The sequence below is a fragment of the Alphaproteobacteria bacterium GM7ARS4 genome (genome assembly GCA_014332745.1).
GTDB lineage: Bacteria > Pseudomonadota > Alphaproteobacteria > GM7ARS4 > GM7ARS4 > GM7ARS4.
Genome location: JACONL010000006.1, coordinates 77,628 through 92,990 on the forward strand (window position 1 = coordinate 77,628; position 15,363 = coordinate 92,990).

Consider the following 15,363-nt stretch of genomic DNA (forward strand, 5'->3'; position numbering starts at 1 on the left):
CTACGGTATGATGGCACAAAAACACTCGTTCCACCTTTTTCTGCCGCGCACATCCTTCCCCATGAAGGCTCAATTGCCGAAAACAGAACCGCACAGGCTCAAACGTTGGCAGAAGAGTCCTGTGACACGTTCCCCCTCACCCACAGCACAGCGTTTTACCCTCCATGATGGGCCACCCTATGCCAACGGACATCTCCATATGGGGCATGCGCTCAATAAGATTCTGAAAGACATCGTCAACCGACAAAAACAACAGGATGGATTTTTTACCCATTTTGTCCCGGGGTGGGATTGCCACGGGTTGCCCATCGAGTGGAAAGTAGAAGAAGAGCTGAAAAAACAAGGGATTGATAAAAGCGCGCTCGACATATTGACATTTCGACGACACTGCCGTGCCTATGCCCAAAAGTGGATAGACATCCAAAAAGAAGAATTTCAGCGTCTTGGTGTCCAAGGCGATTGGGCTCACGCCTATCACACTATGTCGCCAAAAAATGAGGCTGCTATTGCCCGTGAATTCGCGTCCTTTGTCCTCAATGGCTATGTCTATCGAGGGACACGCCCTGTCATGTGGTCGGTGGTAGAGCAAACGGCTCTTTCTGATGCGGAAATAGACTATAAGGAACATCGCTCCACCACAGCGACGGTGCGCTTTCCCATTCACCATGCGCCCTTCAACGCCCTGATGGGTACGTCCGCCATCATCTGGACGACAACGCCTTGGACTCTGCCAGCAAACCGCGCCATTGCCTATGGCGATACCATCGATTACAGCGTGATAGAAGTCGATAAGGTTGGCGAGAACAGCCTCGCCTCGCCGGGGGAGCGCCTCCTCCTCGCCCAAAGGCGTATCAGCGCCATCACCCAGCATGCCCATATCACCGATTACCACGTCCTCCTCACCATCAAGGGAGAAGCCTTGCGTGGCGCCATCGCCCATCATCCCTTAGCCTCATGTGGTTATCCCTTTCCCGTGCCTATGCTTGCCGCCAATTTTGTGGATACAGAGACAGGAACGGGGCTTGTCCATATCGCCCCGAGTCATGGCGATGACGACTTTCAGCTCAGTACACAGCACGGGATAGAAGCGCCTGAGACGGTTCTCCGTGATGGCACATATGCTCCTTCCATTCCGCTCTTTGCGGGACAGCATGTCTTCAAGGCGGACAAGCCTATCATGGAGTCGCTCCGTGAACATCACGCGCTCTTGATACAAGGCACGCTCCGCCACAGCTATCCCCACTCTTGGCGGTCGGGGAAGCCTCTTATTTTTCGCGTCACGCCCCAATGGTTCATCAACATGGAACATCACGGGTTGCGAGAAAAAGCCATCCGCGCCATTAAGGAGGACATCACATGGTATCCCCCTACTGGTCAAGCGCGTATCCTCTCTATGGTCTCCCAACGCCCTGATTGGTGTGTCTCACGCCAACGTCTTTGGGGTGTTCCTCTATGCCTCTTTACCCATAAGGACACGGGGGATCTCTTGTGCGACGCCCACGTTACAGAGCGTATCTTAAAGGCGATGGAAAAAGACGGTGCTGATTGCTGGTTTGATGGCGACCCACGCCGATTTATAGCGCCAGACTATGACCCACAAGAATACGACTATGAAAACGACATCCTCGACGTATGGTTCGACTCAGGGGCAACCCATGCCTATGCCCTCACCCCCCATACCCACCAATGGCCGGCGGATTTGTATCTAGAGGGGTCAGACCAACATCGCGGGTGGTTTCAATCATCCCTCTTGGAAGGGTGCGGGACAAGAGGCAAAGCGCCCTATAAAAATGTCCTCACCCACGGCTTTGTCCTCGACCAAAAAGGGTATAAAATGTCAAAATCCGCTGGTGATGCCCTCTCGCCACAAAAGATTATAGACCGTTTTGGCGCTGATGTGTTGAGGCTATGGGTTGCCATGTCCGATTCGAGCACAGACCTACGTATAGGCGAGTCCATCATCCAAAGCCACGTGGACAACTATCGTCGCCTACGCCATTGTTTTCGCTTTATTCTTGGCACTCTAGGACACCACACCATCAATAAACAACCATGGACAACATTACCGGCCATCGAGCGTTTCATCCTCCATCAATTGGCCCATCTAGAGGCTCTCCATAAAGAGCTGTGCTCTCGCTATCGCCTTGCCTCCTTTTATACCCAATTGCACCATTTCTGTACGACCGATATATCGGCCTTCTATTTTGACATACGCAAGGATTGCCTCTATTGCGACCCGTGGGACTCACCGAAGCGCCATGCGGCCTTGCAAACGCTGGACATCCTCTTCCTCTGTTTGCAACGCTGGCTCTCACCCGTCCTCTGTTTCACATGCGATGAAGCATGGGAAGCTTACTGTCAGCAACAGGGAAAACCCTATGATCATGCGCACAACAACATCATGCCCCATGCCGACCCCGCATGGCATGACACGACACTAGAAACAACATGGAAGCATATACGCACCATACGGCGCGTCATCACCCATGCCCTAGAACGAGCCCGTGAATCCAACCTTTTAGGCTCGAGTCTAGAGGCAGACGTGTCGGTTTTTCTCGACAAGGATTTTGCCGATGTAGAGAGCCTCAAAACCCTACAGGCTGTTGATTGGGCGGAAATCGCCATCGTCTCATCCTGTTGCCTCACGCTCACCCACGAGCAGAAGGATGGGTATCGCATGGAGGATGTCGCAGGCGTCTCTGTCGTCGTACGCCGCCATCGTGGCGTCAAATGCCCTCGTTGTTGGCAATATATCACAGTCGATAAGGGCAACACCCTCCCCCACGGCCTATGCCCACGCTGTGTGCTGGCAGAGGAAAAAAATCGACCCTTCTTCACATCACAAGCCCAAAAGCGTGCCATGCCATGATGACCCCTCTGACACACAGACGCTATGGCGCGATTCATGGCGTGATAGCACTAGGCATAGCGGGGGGAGTCGTGGTGGCAGACTATATCAGCAAAGTCCTTATTCTCGAGACATTCCTTCCCCGTCCCTTCATGGCGATAGACGTCTTTCCCCATGTCGACTTTGTCTTCGTCTTAAATCGGGGTGTGAGTTTTGGCATGCTGGCACAATGGGCGATTCCCCCGTGGGCGTTGGGCGCTTTTGCGTGGGGGGCAGCCTTGGGACTCATCCTGTGGGCAGCCATGCAACGGCACAAACCCTTCGTCTATGCCCTCGCCATGATCGCTGGCGGCGCGTTTGGCAACGGCATGGATAGATTCCTCTATGGCGCTGTCGTTGACTTCATCGATGTCACCTTATGGGGAGGGTATCACTGGCCAGCCTTTAACATTGCCGACACCGCTATCACATGCGGCGCGCTCCTGTTCGTCATCCACGACATACGTATGCGTCACACCAAACACTAATGCGCGCCGCCCGAAGGGGCGGCGCGCATAGACTCCAGGGACCAGAGCAATGTCGGATGGAGCGCCGTACGGAGGCCCCGAAGGGATGCTCATGCCTCACTTATCATAGCAACCATTCAACATAATTTTGCAATTATTGGTTGTTCCCACACGGAAGCTAAGGTATGAGTATAGTAACAATCCAACAGAACGTCAAGGATTATTTCAAGGCAGATAGACCCATGTTACGCATTCTAGGGTTAGACATCGGCATTGCCTCTATAGGCTTTGCCCTCATCGAGATGGAGGAAAAGGGAGGAGAGACAGGCGCAATTCTCTGTTGCAATTCCCATATCTTTTCCAAGGCAGAACAACCGAAAACGGGAGAGTCGCTCGCTGCCCCACGGCGGCTGGCGCGTATCACACGCCGCCGCCTCTCTCGGCGCAGCCAACGGATAGAGCAGTTACGCCGCCTCCTACAAGAGCATGGCTGGACTGATTTAGGCATGTATGACGACAAGATCACAGAGCCAGAGAGGTCAAAGATAAACCCGTGGGCATTACGGGTGAAAGGGCTGAGCCAACCTCTCGAGAAAGGCGAGCTTGCCACCGTCTTAGGCCATCTCTGTAAATATCGAGGCTTCCGCTCCACCGCTAAAGCCAGTGAAGAAGAGAAAGCCCTCAAAGAAGAGAGCAAAAAGAAGAGCAAGGAAGGGAAAAGCGAAGATGACGAAGAGCGTCATAAGATGCTGGAAGCAACAGCAGCATTGTTCAAGGAGCTCGAAAAGCACGGCATCACCTATGGGCAATATATTGCGCGCAAAATGGAGGAAGGGGAGAAAAAAGGTGGAGAGAGAATACGCAACACGACAGGCAATTACCACCATACGCCCTTACGCGAAAAAATGATTTTGGTGGAGCTCAAGAAAATATGGACGGCGCAAAAAGAAACATTCAACAACCATGCCCTCACGGATGACCTCTATAGGAAAGTCCATGCGCTCATATGGGAGCAACGCCCCATCAAAGGCGTTAGCAAGATGGTCGGGCCATGTGTGTTTTACCCAAAGGAAAAGCGCGCCGCAAAACATGCGCCCTCCGCCGAGGAATTCGTGGCATGGTCGTCCATGAACAATCATAAGATACGCCAAGATGATGGTGGCGAGAGAGACATCACCCTCGATGAACGTCTTGCCCTCTATGAAAAAGCCATCACCTCGAAGAGTGGCATTGTCACATACGCCCAAGCGCGCAGAATACTCGATATGGAGGAAAATGACCAATTCAACCTCTTGAACTACAGGCAGAAACCCAAGCGCAAAAAGAAGGACGAGAAAAAAGGACAAGAGGAGGTGGAAGGCGTCGAAGACTTTCAAACGACCGTCAAACGTCTTGAGGAAAAGCCCCTTGTGTCTCTGAAGGGAACGGTCACGATGCGCGCCCTCTTCGAGACGCATGCGCCCTCATTATGGCACAAGGTGCACGAAGAAGACCCGCAAGCGTTGGATACCATCGCCAGCATCCTCGCCTTCGAAAAAGATGAAGCGAAAAGAGAAGACAAACTCAAAAAACAGCCATGTCTTGCAGACCAATCCAGCCTTGTGCAAGCTCTCGGTGAAGAGATTGATGATTTCACGGGCACCATCAATCTCTCAGGCAAGGCATGCCGTGAACTCATCCCCCGTCTGAGGGAGGGACTGACATACAAAGAGGCATGCGAGGAAGCAGGCATGACAGAAGCCCACAAGAAGCGCGACAAGACCGATGATGGCAAGCGCATACCGCCCTTTGACCCCACCCGCAATCCCGTGGTGGACAGAGCATTGGCGGAAACACGCAAAGTCATCCATGCCATCGTGCGGTGCTATTGCGACAACAAGATCAGCAATATCGACAGAATCCATATCGAGCTAGCGCGGGACATCCATAGCGCCAAAGAACGCCGTGAGATCGAGATACAAAACAGAAAAAACGAAGCGCGTAACAAACAAGCCAGGGAAAAAGCAGAGGAAATCTTCGGCCCTTTACATGAGAACGACCCACGTATTTACAAATATCGACTATGGGACGAACAGCAACGCCGTTGCCTTTATTCAGGGGACACGATCAGCGGAGAAGACCTCAAGAATGAAGGGAGAACCGAGATAGACCATGCCCTTCCTCTCAGTCAGTCCTTCGATAACAGCCATTCGAATAAGGTGCTGTGCTTTACCAAAGCAAATCAAGACAAGGGTAACAGGACACCCTATGAATGGCTTGGCGGGGAAGACGACAGCGAAGAATGGCAAAAATTTACCCACCTCGTGTCGAGATGTGTGAAAGCAGGCCTGATGTCAATACATAAGAAGAAAAAATTGCTGACAAAGCACGTGGATAGGGATGGCTGGCTAGAGCGTTCCCTCAATAACACCCGCTATATGGCGCGCGTTCTGTCTCAACATCTTCGGGACTATCTCCCCAGACGAGAAGGCAATAAAGACAGGGTGCAGGTGAGGAAGGGTTACCACACATCCTTATTGCGTCAAAGATGGGGGCTCAATTTTGATAAAAAGGACAAACAAACAGACAAGAAACAACGGGATGACAACCGCCATCACGCCATAGATGCCCTTGTTGTCGCCGCCTCCACCCAATCTATGGTGCAAAGAGTAGCAGAATGGAAGCGCCGCGCAAGAAAAGACGACCCGTTACGTTTCGCGCATCCCCCGTGGCCTCGTTTCCGTGAGGATACGAAGGCACAACGTGAAAAAATGTTGGTCCATCATCGCCCAGAACGCAAATATACAGGCGAAATCCATGAGGAAACCATAAAATCCATACGCCACGACAAGGAGAGCGGCACCACCTATACGGTAGAGAGACGCCCTCTCCATAAATTGACGGAGAAAAGCCTCAAGCATATCGTTGGGGTGCGTATGGAAGGTGATAAGGTGAAGGGACATAACGCATGGCTCTACGAACTGCTGAAGGAACGCTTGGAGGCTCATAGAGACCCTACAACGAAAAAGGTTGACCTCAAAAAGGCTTTCGGCGACCCCAAAAATCCCCTCTACCTACAGAAGAAGAATGGCAGTCAAGGGCCCATCATCCGTTCCGTACGCCTACGTACCGATGAAAAGACGTGGATTCCCGTACGGCGAGGTAAAGGAGACAACATCAAAGAAGGGGCCGCTCAACATGGGGCGATGGTGCGAGTCGATGTGTATCATGGCAAGGACGAAGGCTATCGCCTCTGTCCCGTCTATCTGTGGGACGTCACGCAAGGACAGCTCCCCACAAAACTCATTATCAACGGTAAAGAGGAAAAAGATTGGGACAGCATCGACCCCCAAAAACACACATTCCTTTTCTCCCTCCATTCCAGAGATTTCGTCCGCATCACCAAGAAAACAGGGGAGGTCGTGCAGGGCTACTATTGCGGCACAGATAGAGCTACGGGAGTTATCGCCCTTCTTGACCCCAAGGCGAGCACACAGACGACAACAAAGGGCGATGACCAAACTGTTTATAGGGTTGGTGTCAAAACCCTGCTGCGGATACAAAAATTCCATGTGGATTACTTTGGTAACATGGTAGAGGAGAAGGAGAGAGAGGGGAAGAAGCCTCGTGACTTAGCGTGACGTGGCGCGTCGTCAGCCTTAGTCAGCGGGCATATCTGTCCGTCAACCATCGCCAATTGCGTATCGCCCTCAAAAACACGGAAGGGGAGGAGGAGGACATCCACCATGTGCCTATGGAGGACATCCTCGCCGTTGTTTTAGACACGCCCCAAGTCACCATGTCATCCGCTATGTTAGGGGACATGGCGCGAATGGGGGCAGTGGTTGTAACAAGCGACCCCACCCATATGCCGAATGGCATGTTGCTCCCCTTCCACCAGCATTCCCGCCAAGCCGCCATGGCGTGGCAACAACATGCATGGTCAGCAGCCTTTCGCAAACGCTGTTGGCAGACCATTATCCGCGCCAAAATCACGAACCAAAGCCATGTCCTGCAACGTTTGGGCATCAAAGACCATGAACGTTTAAAAAGGATGGTGTCCCATGTGCTGTCAGGGGACAAGGAAAACCATGAAGCACAAGCAGCGCGCCTCTATTGGCGAGTATTGTTTCCCGATGGCTTTCGCCGTCACGGCACGTGCAGTTTGAACGGATTATTGAATTACGCCTATGCTATTATGCGGGCGTTGGTGGCGCGCGCATTGGTAGCCCATGGCTTTCTGCCCGCCTTTGGCTTACATCATCGCAATAAATTGAATGCCTTTAATCTTGCCGATGATATGTTGGAAGTGCTGCGTCCCTTCTGTGACATCCTTGCCTACCACCATAAGGTTGACACATGGCATGGACATGTGCCTGAGACCCTCAGCCGTGAGGATAGGCATGCCGCCCTCTCCATCACCACACAACAATATCTGTTGGCGGGACAGCTCTATTCTTTGGCAGAGACCATCGAGCGTATGGTGGAAAGTTTGCAAAAGGCGAGTCGCCTCAAGACTGCTGATGCCCTCCACATGCCCGCCTTCGCCTTATGAACAAGAGGGATGACGTATGCCACACCCCCCTATATTTCCGTGTATGGTGTATTTATGTCGTCATATGTGCCATGATATGACGTGACGGACGATGAGCATTCGCGGAGATCAATTCATGTGGTTATTGGTCATGTTCGACTTGCCTGTGAAAACAAAGCAAGAGCGTAAGCATGCGACACAATTCCGCCAATTTCTCTTGCGTGATGGTTATATGATGCTACAGTGGTCGAACTATGTGCGGATATGTAACGGATTGGAGCGAAGCCAGAAGCACATCGAGCGTCTCAAAGCCCATGTGCCGCCCAAAGGGTCGGTGCGCCTCCTTCACATCACAGACCGCCAATATGGACGCATGCAGATTCTGTTGGGAACAACGCGAGAAAAAAGACAGGAACGCCATGAGAAAAGGGGACATCAACTCGTTTTATTTTGAGCAATGTCCCCATTTTCCCTGTGCTATCAACCCCTTACCACCCTCTAGTATAGCACAGCCGTGTGGGAATGGAAGCTATGACGCGGGCTACGAGCGCTATAAGCATACTAAGAGTATAGCACAGCCGTGTGGGAATGGAAGCTATGACAAGTGTACCGCTTCTGTGTGTTGCCGTCATAGTATAGCACAGCCGTGTGGGAATGGAAGCTATGACCAAGCCCCCGATAGTAAGCATATAACGATGAGTATAGCACAGCCGTGTGGGAATGGAAGCTATGACTTGCATTCACGTAAAAAATGCATATGATATACACAGAACATGACAACCACCCATGAAGACCCATAGACCGATGACCAAACACGCATACTACCCTCACCCATATACCTTGATCGCCATCATCTGCACCGCCTTCATCGTCCAGGGATGTGGTAAAGATATGCGTCAAGCTGTCGGACTCGATAAGCCAGAAATCGAAAACACCATTAAACGCGTCCCTCCCCTCACGATACCCCCAGAATACACCCTCAAAGCGCCTAGAAGCGGTAATCCACCATCACAAGAACAAATCGAGGCTTATGAAAAATATCAAACGCGCAAAATACAGGACATCAAAAAGAAGCGACAAGACGAACAACGCTCCCAACAATGACATGGCGACACACAAACGTCACACAAAAAAACCCTCTGGTTGCCTTACAAGACTCACATCTTGCACATCCACGCGCGCCCTTATGGGCTTTTATCGTCTTTTCCTCTTCACTTGCCTCATGATAATCCCTTACACGCCCCTCAAAGCCTCTCCCACAATGTCAGGATTTGGCGCACAACAATGGACGCTTCATAACGGCATGGATGTCGTTGTCATCCCCAACAAGAGAAGCCCCGTCATCGCCCATATGGTCTGGTATAAAATAGGCGCTGCCGACGAACCAGATGGAAAATCAGGGATCGCCCATTTCTTCGAACATCTCATGTTCAAAGGAACGAAAAACCTCGAACCAGGGGAATTCTCTAAAATTGTCGCCCGCAACGGAGGACGCGATAACGCCTTCACATCACAGGATTACACCGCCTACTTTCAAACAATCCCAAAAAATATGCTGGATACCGTCATGAAAATGGAAGCCGAACGCATGCATCAACTCATTCTTACCGACGACACAGTCTATCCCGAACGCGACGTTATCCTTGAGGAACGCAAGCAACGAGTCGATAATGACCCCACATCCATCCTCGATGAAGCCGTCGATGCCGCCCTCTACCCTAACCATCCCTACAGCGACCCTATCATAGGATGGGAACATGAAATTCAGCGCCTCACTACAGACGATGCCCTCGCCTTCTACCGACAACATTATCAACCCCATAATGCTATCCTCGTTATCAGTGGCGATACATCCATAGAAGAAGTCAAAACCCTCGCCGAAAAACATTATGGCGCTGTTCCAAGTGTGAAAAAGACACCCTCACCCGCCATACGCCCACGTAGTGTCTCGCCGCCCCAAAGGACAGAGCAACGTATCTCTCTCAAAGACCCACGTGTTATGCAAGAAAAATGGCAACGCCTATGGAAAATGCCCAGCATGAACCTCGATAGCGAACGCTTACCTGAAGAAGTCTACGACCTTCTTGCCGAAGTCCTAGGGGGAGGAAGCACGTCTTTCCTCTACACACGCTTAGTGCGCGAACAAAAGCATGCCGTTGCCGTCTCCGCCTATTTCTCTCACGCCCTCGACTATGATCATTTCTCTATTGTCGCCATTCCCGCCGCCAATGTCTCCCTCGACACACTAGAGGACGCCATCTCCCAAGCCCTCGATGATTTCCTCACAACCCCCCTCGACACACAACAGGTCAAACGCATCAAAAATGCCTATCTTGCACAAACACTCTTTGACCGCGATAGTCTGATGGGACCCGCTATGATCATGGGACACGCCCTCGTCCTTGGACATACCATCGATGACGTGGAAACATATCCACGGAAAGTCTCTAACGTCACAGAAAAAGAGCTCATGCGCGCCGCTCAGAGCCTCTTCTCAGGCGAACATAAAGCCCTCACTGCATGGCTAGAAAAAGAAGACAAACCCCCAAACACGCCATGACACGCCACCGCCCCATAACCTCCTTTTTGCTTCGTTTCCTCCTCACTGCCTTCTTTATGCTCTCTCCGACCCACGACACACACGCCAAAGACAGCGGTATCCACATCCAAGACGTCACAAGTGAGAAAGGCGTCACCGCATGGCTTATCCAAGACGATCACCTCCCCATTGTGTCCATCCAATTCGCCATTGAGGGGGGAAGCGCCTTCGACCCCCAAGGAAAAAAGGGACTTACATCCCTCACGATGGATATGCTACGGGAAGGCGCCGGAGACCTCCCAAGTAAAGCCTTTCAAGAGGCGCTAGAAGAACACAATATCTCTCTGTCTTTCTGGACATCCAAAGATAGAATCGGGGGAAGCATGAAAATGCTCAAGAAAGACATGGAAAAAGGGCTGGAACTCCTCACGCTGGCAACAACACAGCCACGATTCGATGCAGACGCCATCGAACGACTGAAAAAAGAACGCCTCGCCTCCATTCGCCTACGCCGAGAAGACCCCGCAACCGTCGCCCACGAGCAATGGCAACGTGTCGCTTTTCCAAACCATCCCTATGGGACACCATCCATTGGTGAAGAAGAGGATATTGCGCGACTCACAAGGAACGATATACGCTCTTTTTTCACAGAAGCCTTCAATCAAGAAACCCTCCTTATCTCTGTGGCAGGGGACATCACACAGGAAGAACTCGCACCCATCCTTGATGGACTCTTCGCCCATTGGACTCCCCATGCCGTCAGGCGTCTCGCCGACCTTCCCGAAGCGACATTGCCAGCGCCAACACTCCATGTCGTGGAACGCCCTATCCCGCAAACGGTGGTCGCCTTTGGGAAAAAAGGCATGCCACGTCACCATCCCGATTATTATGCCTATTACCTCCTCAACTACATCCTTGGCGGTGGCAGCTTTAGCGCACGTTTGATGGACGAAATACGGGAAAAACGCGGACTCGCCTATAGCGTTTATACGTCTCTATGGGATAGCCACGCCATTCCCTTGCTCCGTGGCGCCCTTGCCACCTCCAACGAACATGTGCAAACAAGCCTCGATATCCTTAAAGCGGAAACACAGCGTATCGCCAACGAACCCATCACCCAAGAAGAATTGGATGGCGCTAAAACCTATGTCATCCATAGCCTCTACCTTAACCTTGTGCGCACCTCGTCCCTTGCGCGCTTTGCCCTTAACCTGCAAATGACGGGTATCGGTAAGGATTATCCGCAAAAAAGAGAGCAACTCTTTCATGCCGTCACAAGAGAGGATATTCAGCGCGTGGCGCGCTCCATCCTCCATGACGATGCGTGGCTTATCACAGCCGTAGGACAGCCAGTCTTGCGTCAGTGAACTGCCGCCGCTGACATCTCTACCCTAGAAGCAACACATAAAGAGCAACGCCACAGAGCATGCCTATGGCAACGCTCAGCAAGAGTGGAGTCAAGCGATAAGCTGGCGTCACACGATGGGAAGGGGAACGATTCCTCCTCTGCATGCCTTGTGCCAATGCCTCTATGGTCTCAGGATGAAGTTTTATGCCGTCCCGTCCAACAGACTCTATATCCTTCGCCCACGCCATAAGACGTCCCGGGACGTCATCACGCCATAGGGATAAACGATGCGCCATGCGCTCGACCCTTTTCCCAATGCGCCCTCTGTCCTTCTGCCATTTCTCAATGAGAGGACGCACCAATGCCCACATATTCACCGAAGGACACATGGCGCGCGTCACGCCTTCCACCAACAACAAGCCCTTTTGCATCATCATCAGGGGAGGTTGAATCGCCATCTCGAATTCTGTCGCCACAGAAAATAAATGCGCTAACAAATCACTGATGACAATAGAGTCCAATGACTTGCCAACGATCTGCTCACCCACCACACGCAACGCCGCCACGAAGGCATCCTCCGATTGCTCCAGAGGCACCCAACCCGCCATAAAATGTAATCTCGCCACGCGACGATAGTCCTTCTCTAGGAAGGCGCGGAAAATTTCCGCTAAATAATGGCGGTTGCGCATATCTAAACGCCCCGTGATACCAAAATCGAGCAAGACGATACGCTTCTTGCTATCCACTAAGACATTGCCCGGATGAAGGTCGGCATGGAATAGCCCATGAATAAAGAGCTGGTGAAAAAAACCTTCTACATACGTCTTCGCCAATGTCTCCATAGAAAGCCCTGAGGCCTGCACAAATTGATGATTGTCAATACGCACCCCCTCAATACGCTCCATCGTCAACACCCGACGCGATGTCCTCGTCCAATCAATCTCGGGAATATAAAAACGCTTATCATCAGCCATAAAACCCTTAATATCGCACGCCATCGATGCCTCGATACGTAAATCCATCTCTCGCCGCACAATCTCTTCCAATGTTTCCACAGCTTGCGGCAAACATAAGCGCCTTATCACCAGATGACGTTTGTCCAGCCATGCCGCTAGCCAACGAAAAAGAGCAAAATCTTTTGCAAAAATAGCCTCCACATCGGGACGAATCACCTTAACAGCCACATGCTTGCCATCGGTTGTGACCGCCGCATGGACTTGGGCAATGGACGCTGCCGCCATAGGCTTCTCTTCGATATGGGCATAGAGCTCACGCCATGGCCTGCCAAATTCTGTCTCGATGCTCTGGAGCGCCCGCTTGGTGGAAAAAGGAGGAAGATTGTCCTGCAACGCCATGAGCTCTTCCGCCATATCACGCCCGATGATGTCCGCCCGAGTCGCCAATAATTGTCCCAATTTGATAAAACCCGGGCCTAAACGAGTCAAGGCTGTGGCGATACGCTTGCCTCGAACCTTGCCTCCCGACGTAGGAAAACGGCCACGCCTTGACACCATCGACATCTTTGTGGGAAGCAATCTCACGATGTCCACAATAAAGGCGCTGTCGTGCCAAGCAAAAATCCAACACATACGCAACAAACGCCCCCATCGACTTATGAACGTTGCCTTTGTCACGTAGACCTGCCACCATCTAAAGAGACCATCGCCCTATTCCTCCTTCCACCCTTCATAGAGATGAACAACGCCCATCCCCATGGGACAAGCCGTTGCCCTGACAAAACCTACCTCTTCCATAGACGCCCTGACACACGCTGGCGAGTCAAAGCGCTCGATGCTCTCGGCTAAATAACGATAGGCAGCCTCACGCCCCGCCACAAGACGCCCCATCGCTGGCACATGACGAAAGACATACCAACGATAAACATCCTCGAGACACGCAGCGCGCACAGCGCTCAACTCTAAGGCCAACAATTGCCCTCCCTTCTTGAGACAACGATATATCTCACGCAACACGTCCCGATAATCCGCCATATTACGCAAACCAAACCCTATGGTCACACAATGAAAATACTCACGCCTAAAAGGAAGGGCATCAGCAGACGCATTAACCCACGTCACAGACCTGTGACGAGAAGACGCCTTCTTGTATCCCTCATGTAACATAGCAATATTCACATCACATAACGTGACATGACGGCCATCACCAGCACGCGCCACACGCATTCCTATGTCGCCATCACCGCATGCAAGGTCCAGCACATGAAGAGGGGACGGGGGGATAGGGGACGATAGGCGGATACGCCCGCATAATATGGTCTTCCATATCCTGTGCATGCCTAGCGCCATGACGTCATTCATGAGGCCATAACGATGGGCTACGTCAGAAAACACGCTATCAACGAGAGATGGCTTCTCCTCCTTCGTAACGTCGCGAAAGCCAAAGGGAACAAGAGACGGGGACATCATGGCATGAACGGCAAAACAGAGGCGCTGGCATAGAGGTTATAAAAAGAACAAGGCGCATGGGACGGACATGGCATGGGCTCTATGTGCCATCCGCGCACCACACACTTTTGCCTTGCCTTCTCTCTTCCTCCATAGTAAAAAGCTGAAGGACATTTTGCAAAGGGCTTTTATCAGGGCGCGTAGCTCAGCGGGAGAGCACTACGTTGACATCGTAGGGGTCGCTGGTTCAATCCCAGCCGTGCCCACCATCGCCTGTTGTCCTCCTGACGTCACCGACGACAGCCATGGCAGGTCATAACCGAACGTTTCTAACTCTACGGCATAATTCTTTTTCACCTTTGCTATCCCCTCTGGAAAACCCTCGAAACATGCGCGCGCCGTGAGCTGTGGCGGACGTACACCTCCCTTCGCCCGTGTCCCCTTGAATATATCATAGATATTCTCGGCTAGTCCTAACCTGCGTGAAAGCGCTGTGAGGTCCTCCTCGAAATGCTCGAAACGAATCATAACATCAACGGCATCATAGGGGCGCTCGAGTGTCAATGTTGCATAGGGCGCATACAGAGTCTTTTGGCACATAAACCAATTTCTAAAGTCAGAGACTGAGCGCTCTTGAACACTCCTCGACCTACAACGCCAAGCATAGTCACTGACAGCTCTATCATACGGGTTGCGGGTCACAGAGATTTTGAGAAAAGAGAAGAAAGTATCATCCCCCATGTACTTCCGAGCCGGTATCGGTGAATTTATCTTAACCTTGCGTACTGCCCCATTTGTCACCACATCTAAGAAGGAACGCACAGGATACGGGTAGTGACGCTCCCTTAACGTATTGCTTCTAGGAAATGCAAACCTGCTCATGATGTCATCCTTGCCACAAAAATGGGAGAGAGCAATCTCTAAACTTGTCCCCGCCACCTTCTCACTCTTAAAGAAAATGAATCTGTGTTTGAAAGAAATAATCGTCATACCCGTTGCTCTTCCTCAGCAGAGAGCCCCCCAGAGAGCCCCTCAGACAACCATGGTAGGTCATAACCGAACGTTTCTAACTCTATGGCATAGGTCTTTTTTATCTTTTCTATACCCTCTGGAAAACCCTCGAAACACGCACGCGCTGTCAGACTCTTCGGGCGCACAGCGCCCTTCTCTCGTATCCCCTTGAATGTGTCATAGATATTCTCGG

12 protein-coding genes, 1 tRNA gene and 1 CRISPR repeat array are annotated in these 15,363 nt (G+C 51.7%); of the genes, 9 read left to right on the forward strand and 4 right to left on the reverse strand.

Going from position 1 to position 15,363, the window contains the following annotated elements:
- Positions 1-7 precede the first annotated feature (7 nt).
- The 8 genes from GDA54_05210 (at position 8) to GDA54_05245 (ending at position 11,773) form a co-directional block, all read left to right on the forward strand.
- Positions 8-2,869, forward strand: coding sequence for an isoleucine--tRNA ligase (locus GDA54_05210; GenBank protein ID MBC6497701.1), 2,862 nt, complete (start codon positions 8-10; stop codon positions 2,867-2,869).
- Positions 2,866-3,375 carry a signal peptidase II gene (gene lspA, locus GDA54_05215; GenBank protein ID MBC6497702.1) on the forward strand — a complete coding sequence of 170 codons (510 nt, stop codon included), beginning with the start codon at positions 2,866-2,868 and terminating at the stop codon, positions 3,373-3,375. Before GDA54_05210 ends, lspA begins: the two co-directional genes overlap by 4 nt.
- Before the next feature lie 164 nt (positions 3,376-3,539).
- The gene (gene cas9 / locus GDA54_05220) at positions 3,540-6,974 is read left to right on the forward strand and encodes a type II CRISPR RNA-guided endonuclease Cas9 (GenBank protein ID MBC6497703.1); all 3,435 of its coding nucleotides are present in this window, start codon (positions 3,540-3,542) and stop codon (positions 6,972-6,974) included.
- The gene (cas1, locus tag GDA54_05225) at positions 6,971-7,888 is read left to right on the forward strand and encodes a type II CRISPR-associated endonuclease Cas1 (GenBank protein MBC6497704.1); all 918 of its coding nucleotides are present in this window, start codon (positions 6,971-6,973) and stop codon (positions 7,886-7,888) included. The genes cas9 and cas1 overlap by 4 nt, the downstream gene beginning before the upstream one ends.
- Before the next feature lie 91 nt (positions 7,889-7,979).
- On the forward strand, positions 7,980-8,321 hold the full coding sequence (cas2, locus tag GDA54_05230; protein ID MBC6497705.1) for a CRISPR-associated endonuclease Cas2: 342 nt from the start codon (positions 7,980-7,982) through the stop codon (positions 8,319-8,321).
- A gap of 46 nt (positions 8,322-8,367) precedes the next feature.
- Positions 8,368-8,601: a CRISPR direct-repeat array (repeat unit 36 nt; unit sequence AGTATAGCACAGCCGTGTGGGAATGGAAGCTATGAC).
- A gap of 70 nt (positions 8,602-8,671) precedes the next feature.
- Positions 8,672-8,971 (forward strand): hypothetical protein, encoded by a 300-nt coding sequence (locus GDA54_05235; protein MBC6497706.1) that lies wholly within the window; start codon positions 8,672-8,674, stop codon positions 8,969-8,971.
- A gap of 157 nt (positions 8,972-9,128) precedes the next feature.
- Positions 9,129-10,427 (forward strand): insulinase family protein, encoded by a 1,299-nt coding sequence (locus tag GDA54_05240; GenBank protein ID MBC6497707.1) that lies wholly within the window; start codon positions 9,129-9,131, stop codon positions 10,425-10,427.
- A 26-nt stretch (positions 10,428-10,453) separates the two neighbouring features.
- Positions 10,454-11,773 carry an insulinase family protein gene (locus tag GDA54_05245; GenBank protein ID MBC6497708.1) on the forward strand — a complete coding sequence of 440 codons (1,320 nt, stop codon included), beginning with the start codon at positions 10,454-10,456 and terminating at the stop codon, positions 11,771-11,773.
- A 19-nt stretch (positions 11,774-11,792) separates the two neighbouring features.
- On the opposite strand, the gene ubiB is transcribed toward GDA54_05245, so the two are convergent.
- A complete protein-coding gene (gene ubiB, locus GDA54_05250; protein MBC6497709.1) occupies positions 11,793-13,388 on the reverse strand; it encodes a 2-polyprenylphenol 6-hydroxylase in 1,596 nt (531 codons plus the stop codon).
- 33 nt (positions 13,389-13,421) lie between these two features.
- Positions 13,422-14,180, reverse strand: a complete 759-nt coding sequence (locus GDA54_05255; protein ID MBC6497710.1) for a ubiquinone/menaquinone biosynthesis methyltransferase — start codon at positions 14,178-14,180, stop codon at positions 13,422-13,424.
- 173 nt (positions 14,181-14,353) lie between these two features.
- Between GDA54_05255 and GDA54_05260 the strand changes: the two genes are divergently transcribed.
- Positions 14,354-14,428: transfer RNA gene (locus GDA54_05260), tRNA-Val, on the forward strand.
- Here GDA54_05260 and GDA54_05265 read toward each other — a convergent pair.
- Both GDA54_05265 and GDA54_05270 read right to left on the reverse strand, forming a co-directional pair.
- On the reverse strand, positions 14,379-15,149 hold the full coding sequence (locus GDA54_05265; GenBank protein ID MBC6497711.1) for a sulfotransferase family 2 domain-containing protein: 771 nt from the start codon (positions 15,147-15,149) through the stop codon (positions 14,379-14,381). The genes GDA54_05260 and GDA54_05265 overlap by 50 nt on opposite strands.
- Positions 15,146-15,363, reverse strand: a 218-nt coding sequence (locus GDA54_05270; GenBank protein MBC6497712.1) for a hypothetical protein, incomplete at its 5' end; no start/stop codon positions are given. The genes GDA54_05270 and GDA54_05265, both read right to left, overlap by 4 nt.

Excerpts from the sequence above, each read along its gene's own strand:
- cas9 (MBC6497703.1), top strand. The coding sequence starts at position 3,540 with ATGAGTATAGTAACAATCCAACAGAACGTCAAGGATTATTTCAAGGCA.
- GDA54_05255 (MBC6497710.1), bottom strand. The coding sequence starts at position 14,180 with ATGATGTCCCCGTCTCTTGTTCCCTTTGGCTTTCGCGACGTTACGAAG.
- GDA54_05235 (MBC6497706.1), top strand. The coding sequence starts at position 8,672 with ATGACCAAACACGCATACTACCCTCACCCATATACCTTGATCGCCATC.
- GDA54_05210 (MBC6497701.1), top strand. The coding sequence starts at position 8 with ATGATGGCACAAAAACACTCGTTCCACCTTTTTCTGCCGCGCACATCC.
- GDA54_05265 (MBC6497711.1), bottom strand. The coding sequence starts at position 15,149 with ATGACGATTATTTCTTTCAAACACAGATTCATTTTCTTTAAGAGTGAG.
- lspA (MBC6497702.1), top strand. The coding sequence starts at position 2,866 with ATGATGACCCCTCTGACACACAGACGCTATGGCGCGATTCATGGCGTG.
- GDA54_05240 (MBC6497707.1), top strand. The coding sequence starts at position 9,129 with ATGTCAGGATTTGGCGCACAACAATGGACGCTTCATAACGGCATGGAT.
- cas2 (MBC6497705.1), top strand. The coding sequence starts at position 7,980 with ATGAGCATTCGCGGAGATCAATTCATGTGGTTATTGGTCATGTTCGAC.